This window comes from Cutibacterium namnetense, assembly GCF_001642025.1.
Lineage (GTDB): Bacteria > Actinomycetota > Actinomycetes > Propionibacteriales > Propionibacteriaceae > Cutibacterium > Cutibacterium namnetense.
This window is the reverse complement of record NZ_LWHO01000001.1, coordinates 328,707-347,386: the sequence shown is the minus strand read 5'-3', so window position 1 is coordinate 347,386 and position 18,680 is coordinate 328,707. Positions and strand designations below refer to the sequence as shown.

Sequence of the window (18,680 nt, the reverse complement as noted above, 5' to 3'; positions counted from 1 at the left end):
AGTCCAGTCATTTTGACCGTGATTACTCGGTCAAAATGACTGGACTTCAACTCAAACCTTCTCGATCTTCACAGCCAAACCGAGGCCCCCGTCACGGAACCACTCGTCATCAGCTTCACCGCGGTTGAACGTGGTGGCGAGCACCTCGCTGGCGATCTCGTCGAGATGCTCCGCAATGGCCTCAGCTAGCTCCCCGTCAGCCTGCCAGGACAAGCTGATCCGATCGGAGACCTCGAGTCCAGCCTTCTTACGGCTGTCCTGAATGAAGCGGATGACCTCACGGGCCTGCCCAGCGCGGGCCAACTCGGGGGTGATCTCCAGATCGAGAGCGACGGTTTCGCCCTGCTCGTTGACGACGCTCCAGCCTTCCCGAGGGCGCTCGGAGACGATCACGTCGTCAGCGGTCACGACGGCCCTACCCCCCTCGACCTCTGGTACGTCTAGTTCGACGGACCCACTGGTGGCCAGTTCAGCGGCAAGCCACTCGGGATCAGCAGCGGTAATAGCGACGGCCACCTTCGGGGTGGCTTTAGCATATTTCTTGCCCAACGCCCGGAAATTGCCCTTCGCGCAGTGATCGACGAGGTCGCCAGCCGCAGTGAAGGACTCCAGGGCCTGAACGTTGAGCTCGGAGCGGATCTCAGCCTGCAGTTCCTCGCCCAGTTTGGCCAAGGCAGCACTAGAAATGAGGGCGCGAGACAAGGGCTGGCGGATCTTGGCTTTGGCCTCAGCACGAGCACCGCGGCCCAGCTCGACGACGCGTCGGGCCAGGTCCATCGACTCGGACAGCGACTCGTCAATGACTGAATCGTCAGCCACCGGCCAGCTCGCCAGATGGACCGACTCCGGGCCTTGCGGATTCGTTGTCACGAAGAGGTCCTGCCAGACCCGCTCGGTGATAAACGGAACCATCGGGGCCATCAGCTTTGTGAGAGTCTCGAGGGTCTCGTGCAGGGTCCACAGGGCGCCCTCATCGCCGTCCCAGAAACGACGGCGGGAGCGGCGCACGTACCAGTTCGACAGCTCATCGACGAACTGGGCGATGAGGTTGCCGACGCGCTGGGTGTCGAAATTGTTCAATGCCGCGGTGACGTCGCGCACCAGCACGTTAGTGGCACTGACGAGCCAGCGGTCCAGAACGTGACGCTCTGCTACAGCGGGGGGAACGACATCGCGCTGCAAGTCTGTCTCCGTGGCCATTGCTGGAGACCACCCGTTGGCGCGAGCGTAGAGGGCCTGGAAGCTCACGGTGTTCCAATACGTCAGCAGAACCTTGCGGACTGTCTCCTGGATGGTCTCGTCACCGACGCGCCGCGCACTCCACGGGGAACCGTCAGCGGCCATGAACCAGCGCAGCGCGTCGGCACCATGGGAGTCCATGAGCGGGATGGGCAGCAAGATATTGCCCAAGTGTTTGCTCATCTTGCGGCCATCCTCGGCCAGGATGTGGCCCAGGCACAGCACGTTGCGGTACGAGGACTCGTCAAATACCAAGGTTCCGACGGCCATCATGGTGTAAAACCAGCCGCGGGTCTGGTCGATAGCCTCACAGATGAAATCACCTGGGTAATGGGACTCGAACTTCTCCTTCGAGCCTGGCACATGCGGGTATCCCCACTGGGCGAAGGGCATCGAGCCCGAATCGAGCCAGGCGTCGGCTACCTCGGGCACCCGGTGATAGGTATGGCCATCTCGGGTGAAGGTCACCTCGTCAATGAACGGACGATGCGGATCCATCCCGGTGAGGTCACGCCCGACGTACTGGGATAACTCGGCCAGCGACTCCACGCAGATGACGTCGGAGCGATCGTCGTCGTTGCGCCACAACGGCAACGGGGTACCCCAGTAGCGCGACCGGCTGACGGCCCAGTCGATGTTGTTCTCTAGCCAGTCACCAAACCGGCCATGCTTGATCGTCTCGGGATACCACGTGGTGCCCTCGTTCTGGGCCAGCAGTTGCTCCTTAACCTTCGTGGTGCGGATATACCACGAAGGCTGGGCGTAGTAGATGAGGTGCGTGTCACAGCGCCAGCAGTGCGGGTAAGAGTGCCAGTGCATCTCAAGGCGGAAGAGAATTCCGCGCCTATCGAGGTCCTCGCACAACGGCTTATCGGCAGTTTTGAAGAACTTGCCTCCCACCAGTGGCACGGACTCCTCAAAAGTGCCGTCGGGACGAATCGGGTTGACCAACGGCAACCCATAGCGGCGGCAGGTTTGCAGGTCGTCAGCGCCAAAGGCCGGGGCCTGATGCACCAGTCCGGTGCCATCCTCGACGGTGACGTAGTCGGCCAGGATGACGAAGTTTGCGTCAGCAGGGGTGGGACGCCCATCAACCGTCACCCGCTCAGTCTTTGGCCACTCCAGGAAGTCGTAAGGACGCTCGTAGGTCCAAAACTCCATCTGCGAGCCCAGGAAAGACTCGCCGGTGAGACTCCACCCCTCACCCAGCACTTTTTCGAACAGTGGCTCAGCGATGATGAGGTCCTGGGAGGCCGGGTCGTCTGCGGAGGCAGTGGCGATGGCGTCAGACCCTTCCGGAACCGGGTCTTGGTGGGCGACGACGTATCGCACTTCGGGGTGGACGGCGACGGCAGTGTTCGAGACGAGGGTCCATGGGGTGGTCGTCCATACCAGCAGCTTGGCGCGTCCAGCCAGCGGGCCCGACGTCACCGGGAACCGCACATAGATCGACGGGTCGCGGTCGTCCTGATAGCCCTGGGCCAGCTCATGGTCGGACAGGGTGGTGCCGCAGCGCGGGCAGTACGGAGCCACGCGGTGGTCCTCGCCGAGCAGACCCTTATCCCAGATCCGCTTGAGCCCCCACCACACCGACTCGACGTAGGACGGGTTCATCGTCCAATACGCCTCATCCATATTGACCCAGTAGCCCATTCGCTGGGTGAGTTCACTGAAGGCGTCGACGTGGCGGGTAACGGACTCGCGGCACTTGGCATTGAAGGGCTCGACGCCGTACTTTTCGATGTCGGGTTTACCGGAGAATCCGAGCTCTTTCTCGACGGCTAGTTCAACGGGCAGACCGTGGCAGTCCCAGCCTGCCTTGCGGTCGACGCGGAACCCCTGCATCGTTTTGAAACGCGGGAAGATGTCCTTAAAGACTCGGGCCTCAACGTGGTGGGTGCCTGGCTGCCCGTTAGCGGTCGGGGGGCCCTCAAAAAAGGTCCATGGCTGGCCATTCTTGGTGGCTTCCAAGGTCTTGTCGAAAGTGTGCTGACGGGCCCACAGATCAATGATCTCGTGGTCCATCGCGGGCAGGTCAATCTGTGGCGGCACGTTGTTGTACTGCCGGCAGTTGTCGGAGCGAACTGGGTTCACATCGGTCATCGCAGCGGGTGGTCCTTCGTCTCGGGTCACCGAGGGACGAGCACACCGGATTCTCCGGGTACCCGCGGTACCACCCTCCTTGCACGACGTCACCGACGCCGGCCTCTTGGTTAGTCGATCGCTGCTGGTTCTACTGAGGCGGTGTATGCACTCGCCCGTTCTTCCAGCGACTCCGGGGTGATCGCCCCATCACTGCCTTGCGGTCGCAAGCATCCTACTCCAACTGGAGAAAACTGTGGCGGGTCTCCGGGCACGGTGGCAATGATGTCGCTCTACGGCATTGTTGCCACCACAGACGGCAGGAACGACCATCACCTACCGAAATGCCACACACCTGGAAGCTCCCCCGGCCCGCCCGTAAACACTTGATCGACGTTTACCCCACGCACCGGTGGCAATCAGGTTTCAGAGTCAACAACGGACCGCTGAGATGCTCTGTGCGCGGTAATAGCCACCGTGGGTATCCGGCGTCCTAGACGTCTTCAGTCATGGGTGACACGAGCTAGGTTGACATGAAAAAGAACACCCAAGTGTGCTTGAGGTGTTGCTCGTTCCCGTCTCGATGGTCCCGCCTCACCATCATGCTCGTGTGCCGGCGGGACTCCACCTGCCCACACTGGTCAGTTGACCTCGCATATGAGGATCACCCACGATTACGCCACGGGCGGGGCTTAACCAGCGAGGCAGAGATCCCTAGAAGGCAGAGAGCCACTGAAAGCACTGCAGACAGTACATCTGTGCGATCCTTCACCGGCCAAGACCACGGAGCTTCGAAACTTGCGGTACTCCCTGCCAATAGACTCATGAGAACCCAGATAGTCGCAGGTAGGGATGACAGCCTCTTGACGCCAAGTGCGTTGGCAAGAAGGGTCACCCCAGACAATCCGACAGCATTTCGCGTGGCAACCATTCCGACGGAGAGATTTCCCACATACGCCAAAATTCCAACAAGGACGGCCGGCGTCGTTGACAAGAGACAATCGGCAAGTGCAGTCCGCCGCTCGGATCCTGCCTCCAGCCGGGTGTCACGCCGCGAAAGACACCAACCTTGCACGATGACCACGCACAGGGGAACCACGGCGGCGTTAGAAACGTCAACACCTCTGCCTGTCAAAAACGGGGGGATCGCGACTATGACGTCGGAAGTGAGCCCGATGAGGACACAACAAACCACAGTCGCTGCAAGCAAAGATAACAGGGATCGATTTCGAGCCCAGGCTCTCCAGCCCAGCAGCACATTACCGCTCAACATGTCCGAAGCCGGGCTCGATCATGTTCAATAATGCTGACCTGCTTCTCGATCGGCAGTCGATCGATGGATTTCAACCACTCACGAGTCTCTGGGGATAATGCCGTGTCTTGCACCTTGATGCCTGAATGTTCCACCAACCAAGCGACAACACGATCCTGAACATTTTGCACCCAGGTCTCCACTTCATCTTGACGAACTTGGCATGGAGCAACAGCCAGGCCGTCCGCGACTGCCGATAGTGCGGGTAATGCCGATTCAGACACATCCTCTGCCGACGCCGACCACCAAACGGTTGTTTGAGTCGATTGCTCAATGCCCTGCCGGTATGCCCTTGGAACGTGAACCCCGTTGGCCCTCCACGCAGCATCTGCCTTCTGCACTATGGGCCCCAGCAGTTGGAGGTCGTGCGCATCCCAGGTACACACCGTGGGATCCTTCAAACACGTCTGCGTCCCAGTTCGAGGCACGGCAGGAAAAGCACCCACACCCTCCACCTCACGGAATCCAATTAACACTGTTGAGACCAACCCGATAATCAAGATCACGGTCACGATGGCACTTGAATGATGGCGCAGCCTACTCGCAATAAGCGCCACCATAGACACAACAAGAACACCGCACGCCATCGTCATGCCGGCCGCAAGGACTTGCGGATCTAGCATCTCCCCCACATTACAGCAGCCCATGTAATAGCCAACCAGATACCTCAATTCCAGTACCGATACGGCCGGGCCATACAAAGCGAAAATAACTGGGGTCAAAAGAGCCGTCGGTGCCGCCAATGCCAATGGCCATGATATTCCAATCACGGCACCAAAGACACCCCACGCGAGCATCCAGACAACACCAATCAACGACATTTTTGCAATTTGATCCCCGGATCCTGAAAGCAGAACAAAAACGCCAACAGCTATTGTAGAGGGAAGAACAGCAATTGCCCACCACGGCGCCACAATTCTCAGCCGAGACCGCTTGGATAATCTCTTTAGAATCTCAACTTCGGTAAATCTCCGAAGTTCCAAGCAAGTGCCCAGCGCGACAGGCCCCGCAACCATCATGAATGCATAAAGTGTACTGGAAGCTTGCTCAACAGCTGAGCGCGCCGGAGGGTTCCCAAATGCTCCATACCACCACATGAGCAGCATTACTGGCAAAAGACGCACGCCATAAGACCGTCGGAGCAGAAGACGCCACGTCATCGCGCCTGCTCCGATACACCCACGACATCGAGAAATGCCGCCTCTGCTGCGTGAGAGGATCCCGCACCATGCATCAGGAACTCATCGGTAGATCCGTCATAGGCAATGCGTCCCTTATGCAGTATTACGACCCTGTTGTACATTGAGTCAACGTCGGAAGTGTCGTGAGTGGACACCACAAAGTTACGAGTAGCTCCGAGCTCCGTGAGCAGATTCCGGAATACGTGCTTCTGCGCTGGGTCGAGGCCAGCAGTTGGCTCATCGAGTAAAACAATCGGCTGTTCTCCTACCAAAGCTTGAGCCAGACCAACTCGACGCAGCTGTCCTCCGGACAACTGATTGGGCTTATCCTTCATGCGGTCTTCTAATTGGACTGCCTCTAACGCCATAATTGCCCGCTTCTCACTCTGGGACGAACTGCACCCGCCGAGCCAAGCTGAATACGCTACTTGCTCAACCACCCGGAACCCAGGAATTGGCCTGATCTGCTGGGGCATCAAAGACACAACAGAGCGAGGATCTTTGCCTCCATCCACAGCGATTGACCCCGCCGACGGCTGAAGTTCGCCCGCACATAGCCGCAGCAGGGTAGTTTTCCCCGCTCCATTAAGACCCAAGAGAACCGTCGGCCCCGTATCACCCAGAATCAAGTTCAGTTCAGTGAAAAGCCGGGATTTGCGTCGTGGATAGGAGAAGTGAACCCCTTCGAGCTTTAGTGTCTGGGTCATCATCGGATCCCGAAATCACGAACAGAAAGTGTCACCCGCGTAGTGGCCCATCCGGGTACGCAGACGCAAGCGACCGCTAATGTCACGCTTGCAGCCGTTGGATTCTTCATGAGGCTAGTCCTCGTAGCCTAGTGCCCGCCGCCGTTCGGAGGGCCGTCGGCGGCTAAACATATTTGCAGACTTTGGTTGCTGTCAAGACATCTGCGACTATTAAGATCCCCGCCTGCGAAGGGGCCGTACCTCTACGTCAACCGCCACTTTGGGCTCTGAGTCGTTCGTCACCGTGCTTTCATCGCCAGCAGCTGCTCGACGACTTGCGCAACCCCGTCCTCGACATTCGACGGCGCCCGGTGACGGGCCGCGGCGAGCGCTAACGGCACCGCATTTGCCATGGCGTAGGAGTCCCCCGCCCAGGCGAGCATCTCTACGTCATTGGCCCCGTCACCGAAAGCCACGGTGTCGGTCCGGTCAATGCCCAGGTGATCGCACAACATCGACAAACCGGAGTCTTTAGTGACCCCTCTAGCACTGATCTCCAGCATGGGCTTGCCCGAGGTGGTGACGTGCACCTCGTCAGCCATACCGACGCTCGCCGCGCGGGCAGCGAGTTCCTCGATGGGCAAGTCAGGATGGCGGGCGACCATCTTGAGGCAGTCCCCGTCCAGCACCTCGTCGAGATCTAGGGCGGGCATGTCGGATGGCTCGCGGGAATGGTCAGCGAAGGTCGTCAGCTCGGCATAGCCGCGCTGGGAGGCGAAAGTCGACCCGTCGTCCTTGATCGTCAGGAAGCGCGTACCGGGAGCGGCATCCAGCAGACGGTGGGCGAACTCGTTCGCCACGGCGGCCGACATGAGTTGACGAAAGAGCACGGTGCGGGCCTGGAGGTCCCAGCAAATGGCGCCGTTGGAGCACAATGCCCAGCGGCCTAGATCGTCACGCCACTTCTCAATGCCGTATATCTGCCGTGCGGTGACTGGCACCACCGGCACCCCGGCTTTCTCTGCGGCACGAATGGCATCGCGAGTACGAGGGCTGATGGTGCCGTCAGGGGTCAGGAGGGTTCCGTCAAGATCAGTTGCGATGAGCACACTGTGAGATTATCGAGATGCCAGCAACTCTTCGACGACAACGGCGAAACCGTCCTCTTGACAGGACGGAGCGCGCCTGTCTGCAGCAGCGATCGCCTCCGGCGTGGCGCCGCCCATCGCATAAGAAGTACCGGCCCACTGCAACATCTCTACGTCATTAGCCCCGTCTCCCAGCGCGACAACATTGGCACGGTCCTCCCCGAGGAGCTGGCAGATGCGTTCCAGACCACTGGCTTTCGTCACGCCGGCTCGTCCCGCCTCCGCGACCGTGAACCCGGCCCACGTGGCGTGAACTCCAGGCACCCGCAGACGCCTAGACAGCTGGTAGATGTCTGAGGCAGGCACCGTCGGGTGCACGATCATGAGCTTGACGGCATCGCAAGAGCACAGCTCCTCACGGCTAACGAGAACGTGCTCGGCGGGATCGTTCTCAGACTCGAAGGCGGGGACAATCTCGTCGTAGCTCTCCTCGACGAAGAAGACCGAGGAATCCCCAACCTCCGCACAGAACACGACCCCAGGAAGCTCAGCGGTGAGCTGATCGACGTAGGACTTCACGGTGCGCGCCGACATCGTCTCGGTGAAGAGGGTCTCGCCGGTGGACACATCCGCCCCGACGGCACCATTGCAGACCAAGGCATATCGATGAAAGACCGATCCGAGGAGGCGCAGCCCACCGATAGCCCGGCCCGTTACCGGAACGACGCGAATACCAGCTGCCTCGGCGGCCGCCACGGCAGCCCGGTTTCGAGGGGACACGGTGGCATCGGGGTTGAGGAAAGTTCCGTCGAGATCGGTCGCAATGAGCACCCCGTCACCCTATCGAGGTGTCCCGAATCCGTCCCCGTTTGGGTACCGTCGGTAAAGACCATCACAATGGTCCTGCAGGGCGTTCCTGCGTGGCGCAAGGAAGGTGTCAGATGGCGGAAAAGCGGTCGGGTGCTCGTGACGGATCCGCATCTGGAAACCGTCCAGGTTCCTGGCGCAGCGACGACCCGATCCCACGTACTGCTGACGGCATTGACGCTCGTATTTTCCGCCCCGGCCAGGCCTCCGCCCAGCCCGCTACCCCGCCACGGCCGAGCGCCACCCCTCCCGAGGCCCCGACGGTGGAGGAGAATCCGACGCGAATGGCCCCGGTGCGCAATCTCTCAACGTCGTGGCCCTTGACGCGCTCTGGGACGATCTCTCCCCAAAATGGCAAAGCCAAATTCCGCCATTCCAGACCGCCAAAGGCGCACCGCACCCGACGCGTCCCGCTGGAGAAACTTTTTCGCGCCGAGACGCCGGTGGAGCCGACTTTGACTCTTAACTTGGGTAACGCCGACATGGCTACCATGCAGGCCCGACGTGTCGTCGACCTCGTCACCCGGGTCGCGGTGATGGCGATCTCGGTGGGGGGTTCCGCCTCTGAAGCTGTCGCGATAGCCCTGCGCATCACCGCAACCTACGGGGTGACGGTCCACATCGACATCACGAATACCTCGGTCATCGTCACCCAGCATCGTGGACTGGACGAGGATCCCATCACCGCGTTGCGGGTGGTGCGTTCCCGGTGCAATGACTACCAGCGCCTCGGTGAACTGCAGCTGCTCGTCGACGACATCTGTGACAAGACGATCGGGCTCGAAGAGGCCGCCGACCGCTTGGCAGCCATTACGCGCAGCCCCCGGTTGTACCGTCAGTGGTTCGTCACGATGAACATTGGTCTTATGGGGGCAGGGCTATCCACCCTGTTCGGCGGTACCGCCATGGACGGTGTGCTGAGTTTCTTCTCGACGTGCATCGTTGACGTCACCGTGCAGGCGATGGCGCGCAAACGGATCACGAATTTCTTTGCCCAGGCGGCCGGTGGCGCCATTGCGACCGCATTCGCCCTCATCGTCATGGTGTATATGGCGGCTTCCGATCACCCCCTGCCGCTGTCTCCGTCCCTCATCGTCGCCTCCGGAATGGTCTCTCTGCTGGCCGGTGGCTCCTTCGTCGCGGCTTCCCAGGACGCCCTCGACGGCTATGTCGTCACAAGTTCTGGACGTTTTCTGGAAGGGTTTGTCCAAACCGGTGGCATCATTCTCGGCGTCATCACGGCGATGTGGATCGGCCTGAGACTTCGGGTGCCCGGTTACATCTCGCCCTCCTTGGGGTTTTCCACGAACCCGATTCTCCAGATGGTTGCTGCCGCGGTCATCGCCGTGACCTTCGGCATCTCATCTCACGCTGGATATCGCACCTTGGCGATTTGTGCCGCCTTGGGGGCAGCGGCCTGGGCCGGATACCTCCTCGGCATGCAGTTAACGGGGTCTGTGTCGGCAGCGTCAGGACTTGCAGCGATGGTGGCGGGCTTTATCGCAGGTCTGGGAGCGAAGCGCTGGAAGGTGCCTCAACTAGGTTTGGTGACGATCGCTATCGTCCCCCTGATGCCCGGCGTCATGATGTATCGGGCCTTGTACATGATCGTCAATGCGCAGAACGAGACTGGCAGCACCCCAGACAACGGGTGGGCTCTCTTTCTGGAGGCTCTGTTCGTGGGAGTGGCGCTGGCCGTTGGTGGCAGCTTCGGCGCACTGCTGGCTCGTCCATTCACTCTTCCGAAGGATCTGCGGTCCCGGTTGGCGACTCTTGCTTCCTGGGGTGCTGGTCAGGCTGTTCCACGTGAGCGGCGCCGCCGGCGGTCTCAGCCCCCTGTGGATCCGCACCATCCAGCTCTCAACAACGCTGAGACCGACCCGACTATGACGGGAACGTGGGCGCGGTAGGCGTCAGTCCAGTCGCTGCATACGCGGTCGCGGCACTGGTACGGCGACCATCGTCACCAAAGCCAGCAACGCTGGCGGGACGAACACGATGAGTGCCAGCCAGGGCAGCGGCATCGGCACCGGCTCGGCGGATCCGGCCCATGTCATGACGATGACCGGGACGAACCCCACTAGAAGGCCCAGGACTTGACCAAGGCCTGTCGTCACGAGGGCCTGTGCTGCCACCATTCGCTTCAGGGTCGCCTTCGACGCCCCTACCGACGCGATGGCGGTACGCGACCCCCTCGAATCGGACAGGGTCAAGGCCAACATTACGGCACCCACGCACAACGCCAGCAGCGTGCCCGCCAGCGCCGTCCAACGCATCACTTTCCCGGAAGTATCCGAGTAGCCCTCCTCCCACATGAACTCCGAGGATGATCCGGTGACGTCCATGAGGGAATGTTGCAGACGGTCTCCCTCCTTCGCGGTCGGAGTGTGCGGCAGCCGCAGCCACACCGTCGAGGATTCGATTTTCATCTTGTCGGGACTTACTCCGAGCGCCTTGGCTGCCGTCTTACGACTGACGAGGTTGGGCACACCGTATCCCAGGGCATGGCGGGGAGCATGGATGGCTGGAACAGTGATTTCGGTACTGAAACGTTCGTTATTGCTGGTGATAGTGGCCTGCGAACCCGACGTGGCACCGGGCGAGAACAGCACGACTCCCTCATCGAGGGCCTTCTTCACCCTGCTGTCTGCTTTCTCTCCGGTGAGTAGCTCATAGAGGGTCCCGTCGTCGATGGCCACCGTCGACGACCTGGCTCCCACCTCGTCTGCACCGTCGGGTGCCTTGGGGGCGGCACTGAGACTACTGGTGCAGTACTTTCCATCCTGATTACACGTCACCGGCTCCTGCGGGCGTAGATATTTCACGTGCGGCCCGAAAACCGCAGTGACCCGTTTGATTTCCTTGGCGACGCGATCGTCGGAGACCCTGACCCCGTCATCTCGTTCGCCAGCGAGAACCCCGATTTGATCTCCGAACTCCGGTTGGTATTCGGCTTTGTCATGGATGGCGGTACCGTCGCACAGCGTGACGGCGGCGCATGCCAGCACGGTAATCGCCATGGAAGCGGCAACCCCTGGCACTGACCTTCCTCGATTGCGGTTGAGATCGCGCAGCGCGAATCGGATCGGCAGCCGCGACGACTTGCGTCCCGAAATTTTGTCCACCACCCAGGGCATGGCGAAGACGGCAGCCAGGTACAACACCACGATGGTGACGACGATGCTAACGTTCAGGCGCACTGTCGTTCCACGAAGGCCGTACATGACGCCACCGATACCGACGAGCAGGCCGATCGCCGCTATGACGACCGCTAGCGTTGGTCGTTTCGCGGGCCGCGCCGCAGATTCGGCATGTTTGACCCCAATGAGGGCGTCCTGACGGGCAACGTCACGGGCCGGGAGCCAACAGGCGGTCAGCGCCGCGAGTAGACCGACGACGAACCCGACGGTGACATATCCCCAATCGACCCCGTAGGTGAAGTATGCGGGATCCACTCTTCGAATGACGGCCACCGTGCCATTGCCCAGGCCCACCCCGAGTCCTACCCCAAGCAGTGCTCCTGTCAGGCCCAACAACAGTCCCTGATGGATGATCACGCCCATGAGGTCACGTCGAGCTGCCCCGGTGATGCCGAGCAGGGCGAGCATCCGCCGCTGTTGGCGAGCGCCGATAGCGAATGCTGCCGCTGCGATGGTGGCCACAACGATAGCCGACAGCACCCCGGTGGTCAGCGTCAATGCAAAGATGTCCCGGCCGGAGGTGTCACTTCGGTCTGCGTTCTCTTCGGCATAGCGGTCGGCGACCCCCAGCCCCGATGCGTTGAGCTTCTTGATCTGTTGCTGGGTAAGCGATGCACCTTTGGCGTAGTAGCTGAGCTCTCCGCCATGAGCCAACGGGCTACCCGGGGCCACCCAGATTACTGGGCTATGCCCCGACCATCCTTCCCGGACCAGTCCGGTGACGGTGTACTGATGCCCATTGACGGTAACGCGGGACCCCGTCGACCAGCCATAGCCCTTCGCATCATCGGCGGCTACCCAGATGTCATCGCCAGTGGGCATGGGTCCGCGCGGGGGCTCCATGCGGCTGGGATGCATAGTCGTCAGGTCCATCGCCTTGACCGTGGCCTGCAAGGTGGCTAGCCGCCAGGAGACGCTAGCCTGGATAGTCCTCAAGGGGTGCAGTTCGTGACCGGGCAGCTTGAGGTTGGCCAGCGCCGCCTGTTGTTGGGCGCGTTGGCGCGCATTTGGCTTGGCGCCATCATCGCACTGCGCTACGGTCGGCTCCTGCTGGGAACAGTGACCGTTCCAATCCGACAGCGCGGTGATGATCATGTCGGCATCACCATAGTTAGCGCCGAGCTGGTTTCCGGAGATGCTACCGTCCGCCCGCAGAAGCACTCCCAGCCCGGACATGATGGCCACCGGCAGGGCTATGAGTAACACGATGAGCAGGGAACGCACCTTGTGCCTGCCAATGTCACGCACGGCTAGACGGTTGATGAGACGACGGTGGGACCGTCCCCGAGCGATGACGTCTCCGGAGAGGCGGACCGTGTTAGTCGGAGGGGTTTCAGGCGTTGTCCGGCTTGGCATCACCGCTGGCCACGTTTCAGGGTGTCGTTGAGCAGTTCCATAGGATCGTTGACGACCTGGGACTCATCGACGAGCCTGCCGTCTCGCAGGAAGATTACCCGGTCAGCCCACGCCGCGTGACGGGCCTCGTGAGTCACCAAGACCACGGCGACTCCCTCGTCAGCGAGGGCCCGGATGAGGGCCATGATTTCGTCACCGGTAGCCGAGTCAAGGGCACCGGTGGGCTCATCAGCCAGCAAGACACGACGGTCCCCGACGATGCCGCGGGCGATGGCTACCCGTTGACGCTGGCCACCCGACATCTTCTCGATGTGGCGATCAATTAGTTCGGGGACCCCGACGCGGTCGAGAGCAGCCTCGGCGGCCTTGCGGGCGCGGGTGGCCGACACCCCGTCGAGTTCCAGTGGCAAAGACACATTCTCGACGGCGGTGAGGGTGGGCACGAGGTTGTAATCCTGGAAAACAAAACCGAGCTGCCGGCGTCGCACCCGCGCCAAGTCGTCGCGGGACATGCCGCCGAGGGGCTCACCACACACCGACACGGTTCCAGAAGTGGGCTGGTCCAACCCGCCAGCCAGGCCGAGGAGAGTGGACTTACCTGATCCCGACGGCCCCATGACGGCGGCGAAGGTGCCTGGGTTGACGCCCAGGCTGACGTCAGTGATGGCGTCGACTCGTTGTTCGCCCTCACCGAAGGAACGACTCACATGATCCAGAGACAACACGGTGCGCTGCGCCGTAGAAGTGATCTGGTCAGCGGACGGAGTCGGCGTCATCCGGTTCAGGCTTCCTGGACGGCCTTAGAACCCTCGACCACTGGTTCGAGGGGCTGATGGGAGCGGGCGCGAGAAGCTTGTACCGCCTTGGATTCGCAGTGGTCGAGCCAACGGACCTCCGCCTCGGTAACGAAGATCATTCCGTCAACAAGTAGCTGACCGGCGAGGTCGTCTTCTGCGACACCACGGCGGGCCTGACGGCACTCTTGCAACTGGTGCATGGTGGCGCGACGCTGATCCTGAATGAGGGCAGCAACGTCAATGTCCTTCGAGGTGGCCGCCAGTGCGATCTTGATGGCCAACTCATTGCGTGGCGGGTTAGTTGGGGCGATCGGGGTGGCGAACCATTGATGCACTTCCTCGCGACCCTTTGGGCTGATGGTGGCGATGACCCTGCCATCAGGAGTCTCATCGCCGCGGTAACACAACCCGTCACGCTCAAGACGGTCCAACGTTGTGTAGACTTGCCCAATGTTCAAGGGCCAGGTGTGATTTGTACGTTGATCGAACTCATTTTTGATCTCATACCCATGGCGAGGCTTCTCAGCCAGTAAGGCGAGGATGGCGAACTTGATGGACATGTGACCTCCGGGTACAGTGCTTCGATCTTACCTCATGGTCGCATACGCAATATTCGCCAGTCAAGCACTTATCCGATCTTCGACCATTTAATCCGATACAGCGCTAATCAGGCGCCGACCCCCACATGAAGGCGCCCTTCGAAGGCGCGTCCCAAGGTGACCTCGTCGGCGTATTCCAGGTCACCGCCAACCGGCAGACCAGAGGCTAGCCGAGACACCGTCACACCCATGGGCCCAATGAGGCGGGAAAGATATGTTGCCGTCGCCTCCCCCTCAAGGTTCGGGTTAGTAGCCAAGATCACCTCGGTAACGGTGTCGTCGGCTAACCGCTGGCACAACTCGCGGATGTGGAGATCGGCTGGGCCTTTTCCATCCAGCGGCGAGATCGCTCCGCCAAGAACGTGATACAGGCCGCGGAACTGCCGGGTGCGCTCCACAGCAATGACATCTTTAGACTCTTCGACGACGCAGATCATCGACTGGTCCCGGCGCGGATCGCGGCAGTACTGGCACACCTCATCAGAGGAGACGTTAAAACAAACCTTGCAGAACTTGGCCTTCTCCTTGACCTCACGCAGGGAGCCGGCCAGCTCATCGACCTCCTCGGCGGGAGCGTCGAGGACGTGAAAGGCGATCCGCTGCGCACCCTTCGGCCCGATGCCCGGTAGCCGGGAAAGGGCGTCGATGAGTTCTTGCAGCGGACCGTCGTACATCGATTCTCCTGTCTAACGTGCTGGGATAGCTCACAGCCCCAGGCCGGGCATCTGCGGCATAAGAGACTGCTGCATGGTGTGGGCTTGACCGGTAGCGTCCTTGACGGCAGCCACCACGAGGTCCGCGAGGGTCTCGGCGTCAGTGTCTTCGAGGGCCTCGGGCGCGATCATCAGCGCATCGAGTTCACCGGTTCCAGTGACAGTGGCGCGAACGAGTCCGCCGCCAGCGGTGCCCTCGAAGCTGCTCTCGGTGAGCTGGTTCTGGGCCGCTTCGAGCTGATCCTGGACGGATTTAGCCTGCGCCAGCAAGGCACCCATGTCGAGTCCGCCGAGGTCGAATTCTCCAGTGGTCATAGTGTCTCCCGATTGTGGCCCCTGGTCCTCGCCGGTGGGGCGGCCTGATGTCGCCACCCACAGTAGCCGCTATCGAGGACGAGTTCTTGGTTCGATACGTTCCGTCGGCGCATTCATCTAGCGGTCGTGTCACCGTCAGTGTCGATGATGACTCCACCTAAATCGCGCATGATGAGGTCGATCGGGTTCTCGTTGGACTCTTCCAAGATGGTGTCGTCCCACTCACCATCGTCGTCAGATGGCCCCTCGACTTGAGCCGGTCGCGAAGCGGTCTCAAGGGGACGCACACTTTCCTTAGCGCGCTCGCTCCACCGATGAGCGGTACTAGCCCCAGGCGACGCAGCGGAGCGGGTGTCCTGCGACGATGCGCCGCCGTCCGGCTGCTGGGGTGCCTCATCGGACTCGGCGCGCTTAGCAGCCTCGACGTGATCCTCGCCTGGCACCAGGTCAGGTTCGGGATCGGCAACCGCACCGCTGTTCGGATCTGGAGCGCCAGCTACCGGTCCCGATTCGACGACCTCATCGCGAACATCTCCGCGCTGGTCCTCAGTCGTGGCATCAGGGACGGAATCATCATCCCCCGCTTCGCTGGGGTGGGAACTGGCCACCGGCGAGTCGGGCGCATCGTCTGAGGCACCGACGGAACCCGGCTGACGATCATCCGGTCGGCCCTGGGGTGTCCCGCTGGGACGGGCAGGGCCCGGTTGACCGTCGCCCCGAGTGGGTCCTTGATCGTGTGGACCTTGAGCCCACGGGTCGTTAGTCGGTGGTTCCTGAGCAGCCGGCTCGCTATGAGGCTCAACACGACGGTCCTCGGGCCGAACGGCGGCCGGGGGTTCCCCAATCACTGCGGTGAAAGCCAGGTCCACCCCCAGCACCTTCACGACCGCGTCGTGCAGGACCTTTGGGTAGTTACCGGTGGCGAAACGTTCCCGGGCCCCAGGGTTGGAGAATCCCAAGGTGGCCTGATTCCCGTGAACCTCGAGCACTTGGGCGTAGTTGTTGAGGACCATCCACGCGACACGTCCGCCATCCTTGACAGCTTCGAGGACCTGCGGCCACTCGCGACGCAGCGTCGTGATGTCTATGGCTCCCTCAACGCGACCGCCTTGTTCAGCGGAGGGCTGCTGGGGTTGAGCCGGTGACGAGCCCGGATGATCTCGCCGGGACGGCTGGTAGTCATAGGGGTTGGGCTGCTGGCGTTGACTAGTCGACGGGCCACCGTACTGGCCTGGCCCCGGTGGCATCTGGGCGTGCTCGCCGGGATAGTTCTGGGCAGACGGCGGTTGTCCAGCAGGTTGGTTACCGGGCCGGTAATCCTTACGACTAGGGCGCGGACGCCCGGATGGACGCTGCCCGGCCGGCCCGGCGTCGTGGCGTACCTGTGCGGATGGATGCTCTGGCGCTGAGGCGCTCTCGTTTGGCCAGTGCTGAGGAGAATCAGATTGCTGTGGCTTGTCCGTGTAACGAGAGGGGGGCTGGGCAACCGGAGGTTCGGCAAGTTCAGCCTCGTCGACGGGGCCAGCGGCCCCGATTCTCCTCTCTAACCGTTCCAAACGTGCATGGATGCCGCTACCGTCCGTGTCGGCTCCGGGTAGGAGAATCCGTGAGCACATCAGCTCCAGGTGAAGCCTGGGAGCGGTAGTGCCACGCATATTGGTCAGTCCAGTGGCCAATATCTCGGCAGCGCGCGTGAGCTCACCGGCACCGAAACCGGCCACCTGATGAGTAAGTCGGGTGGCCTGCTCCGGAGAGACGTCGATGAGTCCAGTCCGGCAAGCATCAGGAACCGCCGAAATGATGACGAGATCGCGCATCCGGCGCAGCAGGTCCTCAGCGAAACGGCGAGGATCCTGACCCACCTCAATGACCTTGTCGATCGTGGCAAAGACCTGGTGGGCATCACCGGCAGCGAAAGCGTCGACGGTCTCGTCAAGGAGAGCGTCCGGGGTGTAACCGAGTAGGGCTGCTGCCTGCTCGTAGCTGACGTGACCATCAGCGGCACCGCCGAGAAGCTGGTCGAGCACCGAAAGGCTGTCTCGCACTGACCCACCACCGGCACGCACCACCAGCGGTAGGACCGCGTGGTCGACGTCAATCTTCTCCTTGCCGCATAGCTCAGCCAAATAATCGACGAGTACTTTCGGGGGCACAAGCCGGAACGGGTAGTGGTGGGTCCGGGAGCGAATCGTGCCGATGACCTTTTCCGGTTCTGTGGTCGCAAAGATGAACTTGACGTGTGGCGGGGGCTCCTCGACGAGTTTCAGCAAGGCGTTAAAGCCCTGCGGGGTGACCATGTGGGCCTCGTCGATGATGTAGATCTTGTAGCGCGAGTGTACTGGCGCGAAAAAGGCGCGTTCTCGAAGGTCACGGGCGTCATCGACCCCGCCGTGGGAGGCAGCGTCAATCTCGATGACGTCAATCGATCCGGAGCCACCACAAGCTAGGTCGCGACAAGACTGGCATCTTCCGCAGGGAGTCGGCGTCGGACCCTGCTCACAGTTCAATGCTCGGGCGAGAATGCGAGCAGTCGTCGTCTTGCCGCAGCCTCGCGGCCCTGAGAACAGGTAGGCGTGGTTGACGCGGTTATTGAGGATGGCGCGCTTGAGAGGCTCAATGACGTGATCCTCGCCAATAACCTCATCGAAGGTCTCCGGACGGTAACGCCGGTAGAGGGCCAATGGAGGCTCTGGAAGGTCGTCATCGGAGATACCTCCCACGGTTAGCTCCTGAACCCGCTCGACAGCGTCGTCCTCCATACCCGGCTCAGGTACCCTCTCATTCACAGGAAACACCCTAGTTGAGAACCACGACACAGTCCCATCTGCCCTACGAGCAGTGCGCAGAACATCCTCAGCCAAAGAAGACCAGCAAGAAGCTGATTACCGTCACAACGGCGAAGGTGGCCCATGCGACCTGGACCGCAGAGCGCACCGGGTGGCCAAGCCGCTTAGCTTTACGACCACACGAGGTAGTCACGAGCGGAGGAATGAAGAAGGCCACAACGTCGAGGCTGACGACCGTCCAGGTCAGCCACACCGGTACTCCGCTGTCGTGAAGCTGAGGGTAACCGAGATTGGCCGGCAACATCGTCTGGGCCATCATCCCGATGATGCCGGAAACAATAAATAACAGCAGCGAACACCAGGTGATACCTGCCCAAATGGACCCGGCCCGGTCGGTCGTGATGATGCGTCGCTGATCGTCCATAACGGCCCTCCTCCCGGGCATTGATCAAAACCTCA

Annotated in this window: 14 protein-coding genes; 1 reads left to right on the top strand and 13 read right to left on the bottom strand. The window is 61.3% G+C overall.

Annotation, left to right across the window (positions count from 1 at the left end):
• Positions 1-51 precede the first annotated feature (51 nt).
• The 6 genes from ileS to A5483_RS01345 all read right to left on the bottom strand — a co-directional run bounded on the left by ileS (position 52) and on the right by A5483_RS01345 (position 8,419).
• A complete protein-coding gene (ileS, locus tag A5483_RS01370) occupies positions 52-3,264 on the bottom strand; it encodes an isoleucine--tRNA ligase (protein ID WP_420911584.1) in 3,213 nt (1,070 codons plus the stop codon).
• Between the two features lie 721 nt (positions 3,265-3,985).
• On the bottom strand, positions 3,986-4,576 hold the full coding sequence (locus tag A5483_RS01365; protein ID WP_063810945.1) for a hypothetical protein: 591 nt from the start codon (positions 4,574-4,576) through the stop codon (positions 3,986-3,988).
• Between the two features lie 11 nt (positions 4,577-4,587).
• Positions 4,588-5,739 (bottom strand): hypothetical protein, encoded by a 1,152-nt coding sequence (locus A5483_RS01360; protein WP_063810944.1) that lies wholly within the window; start codon positions 5,737-5,739, stop codon positions 4,588-4,590.
• A 50-nt stretch (positions 5,740-5,789) separates the two neighbouring features.
• On the bottom strand, positions 5,790-6,521 hold the full coding sequence (locus A5483_RS01355; RefSeq protein ID WP_233500960.1) for an ATP-binding cassette domain-containing protein: 732 nt from the start codon (positions 6,519-6,521) through the stop codon (positions 5,790-5,792).
• A 278-nt stretch (positions 6,522-6,799) separates the two neighbouring features.
• Positions 6,800-7,609 (bottom strand): Cof-type HAD-IIB family hydrolase, encoded by an 810-nt coding sequence (locus tag A5483_RS01350; RefSeq protein WP_063810790.1) that lies wholly within the window; start codon positions 7,607-7,609, stop codon positions 6,800-6,802.
• Positions 7,610-7,618: 9 nt separating this feature from the next.
• Positions 7,619-8,419, bottom strand: coding sequence for an HAD-IIB family hydrolase (locus A5483_RS01345; RefSeq protein ID WP_063810789.1), 801 nt, complete (start codon positions 8,417-8,419; stop codon positions 7,619-7,621).
• Between the two features lie 479 nt (positions 8,420-8,898).
• Between A5483_RS01345 and A5483_RS01340 the strand changes: the two genes are divergently transcribed.
• Positions 8,899-10,365: a threonine/serine exporter family protein gene (locus tag A5483_RS01340; RefSeq protein WP_063810943.1), complete on the top strand. Its 1,467-nt coding sequence runs from the start codon at positions 8,899-8,901 to the stop codon at positions 10,363-10,365.
• A gap of 3 nt (positions 10,366-10,368) precedes the next feature.
• On the opposite strand, the gene A5483_RS01335 is transcribed toward A5483_RS01340, so the two are convergent.
• The 7 genes from A5483_RS01335 to A5483_RS01305 form a co-directional block, all read right to left on the bottom strand.
• Positions 10,369-13,011: an ABC transporter permease gene (locus A5483_RS01335; protein WP_063810942.1), complete on the bottom strand. Its 2,643-nt coding sequence runs from the start codon at positions 13,009-13,011 to the stop codon at positions 10,369-10,371.
• Entirely contained in the window at positions 13,011-13,787 is a 777-nt protein-coding gene (locus tag A5483_RS01330; protein ID WP_002549617.1) for an ABC transporter ATP-binding protein, read from the bottom strand. Before A5483_RS01330 ends, A5483_RS01335 begins: the two co-directional genes overlap by 1 nt.
• A gap of 5 nt (positions 13,788-13,792) precedes the next feature.
• Positions 13,793-14,368 carry a PadR family transcriptional regulator gene (locus tag A5483_RS01325; RefSeq protein WP_002549486.1) on the bottom strand — a complete coding sequence of 192 codons (576 nt, stop codon included), beginning with the start codon at positions 14,366-14,368 and terminating at the stop codon, positions 13,793-13,795.
• A 107-nt stretch (positions 14,369-14,475) separates the two neighbouring features.
• Entirely contained in the window at positions 14,476-15,081 is a 606-nt protein-coding gene (recR, locus tag A5483_RS01320) for a recombination mediator RecR (protein ID WP_063810788.1), read from the bottom strand.
• 30 nt (positions 15,082-15,111) lie between these two features.
• Positions 15,112-15,435 carry a YbaB/EbfC family nucleoid-associated protein gene (locus tag A5483_RS01315; RefSeq protein WP_002549599.1) on the bottom strand — a complete coding sequence of 108 codons (324 nt, stop codon included), beginning with the start codon at positions 15,433-15,435 and terminating at the stop codon, positions 15,112-15,114.
• Positions 15,436-15,548: 113 nt separating this feature from the next.
• Positions 15,549-18,194, bottom strand: coding sequence for a DNA polymerase III subunit gamma and tau (locus A5483_RS01310; protein ID WP_241497666.1), 2,646 nt, complete (start codon positions 18,192-18,194; stop codon positions 15,549-15,551).
• A gap of 94 nt (positions 18,195-18,288) precedes the next feature.
• A complete protein-coding gene (locus tag A5483_RS01305) occupies positions 18,289-18,666 on the bottom strand; it encodes a hypothetical protein (protein WP_042842902.1) in 378 nt (125 codons plus the stop codon).
• Positions 18,667-18,680 lie beyond the last annotated feature (14 nt).

Excerpts from the sequence above, each read along its gene's own strand:
- A5483_RS01310 (WP_241497666.1), bottom strand. The coding sequence starts at position 18,194 with ATGGAGGACGACGCTGTCGAGCGGGTTCAGGAGCTAACCGTGGGAGGT.
- A5483_RS01330 (WP_002549617.1), bottom strand. The coding sequence starts at position 13,787 with ATGACGCCGACTCCGTCCGCTGACCAGATCACTTCTACGGCGCAGCGC.
- A5483_RS01305 (WP_042842902.1), bottom strand. The coding sequence starts at position 18,666 with ATGCCCGGGAGGAGGGCCGTTATGGACGATCAGCGACGCATCATCACG.
- A5483_RS01325 (WP_002549486.1), bottom strand. The coding sequence starts at position 14,368 with ATGTCCATCAAGTTCGCCATCCTCGCCTTACTGGCTGAGAAGCCTCGC.
- A5483_RS01360 (WP_063810944.1), bottom strand. The coding sequence starts at position 5,739 with ATGCTGCTCATGTGGTGGTATGGAGCATTTGGGAACCCTCCGGCGCGC.
- A5483_RS01355 (WP_233500960.1), bottom strand. The coding sequence starts at position 6,521 with ATGACCCAGACACTAAAGCTCGAAGGGGTTCACTTCTCCTATCCACGA.
- A5483_RS01335 (WP_063810942.1), bottom strand. The coding sequence starts at position 13,011 with ATGCCAAGCCGGACAACGCCTGAAACCCCTCCGACTAACACGGTCCGC.
- ileS (WP_420911584.1), bottom strand. The coding sequence starts at position 3,264 with ATGGACCACGAGATCATTGATCTGTGGGCCCGTCAGCACACTTTCGAC.
- A5483_RS01315 (WP_002549599.1), bottom strand. The coding sequence starts at position 15,435 with ATGACCACTGGAGAATTCGACCTCGGCGGACTCGACATGGGTGCCTTG.
- recR (WP_063810788.1), bottom strand. The coding sequence starts at position 15,081 with ATGTACGACGGTCCGCTGCAAGAACTCATCGACGCCCTTTCCCGGCTA.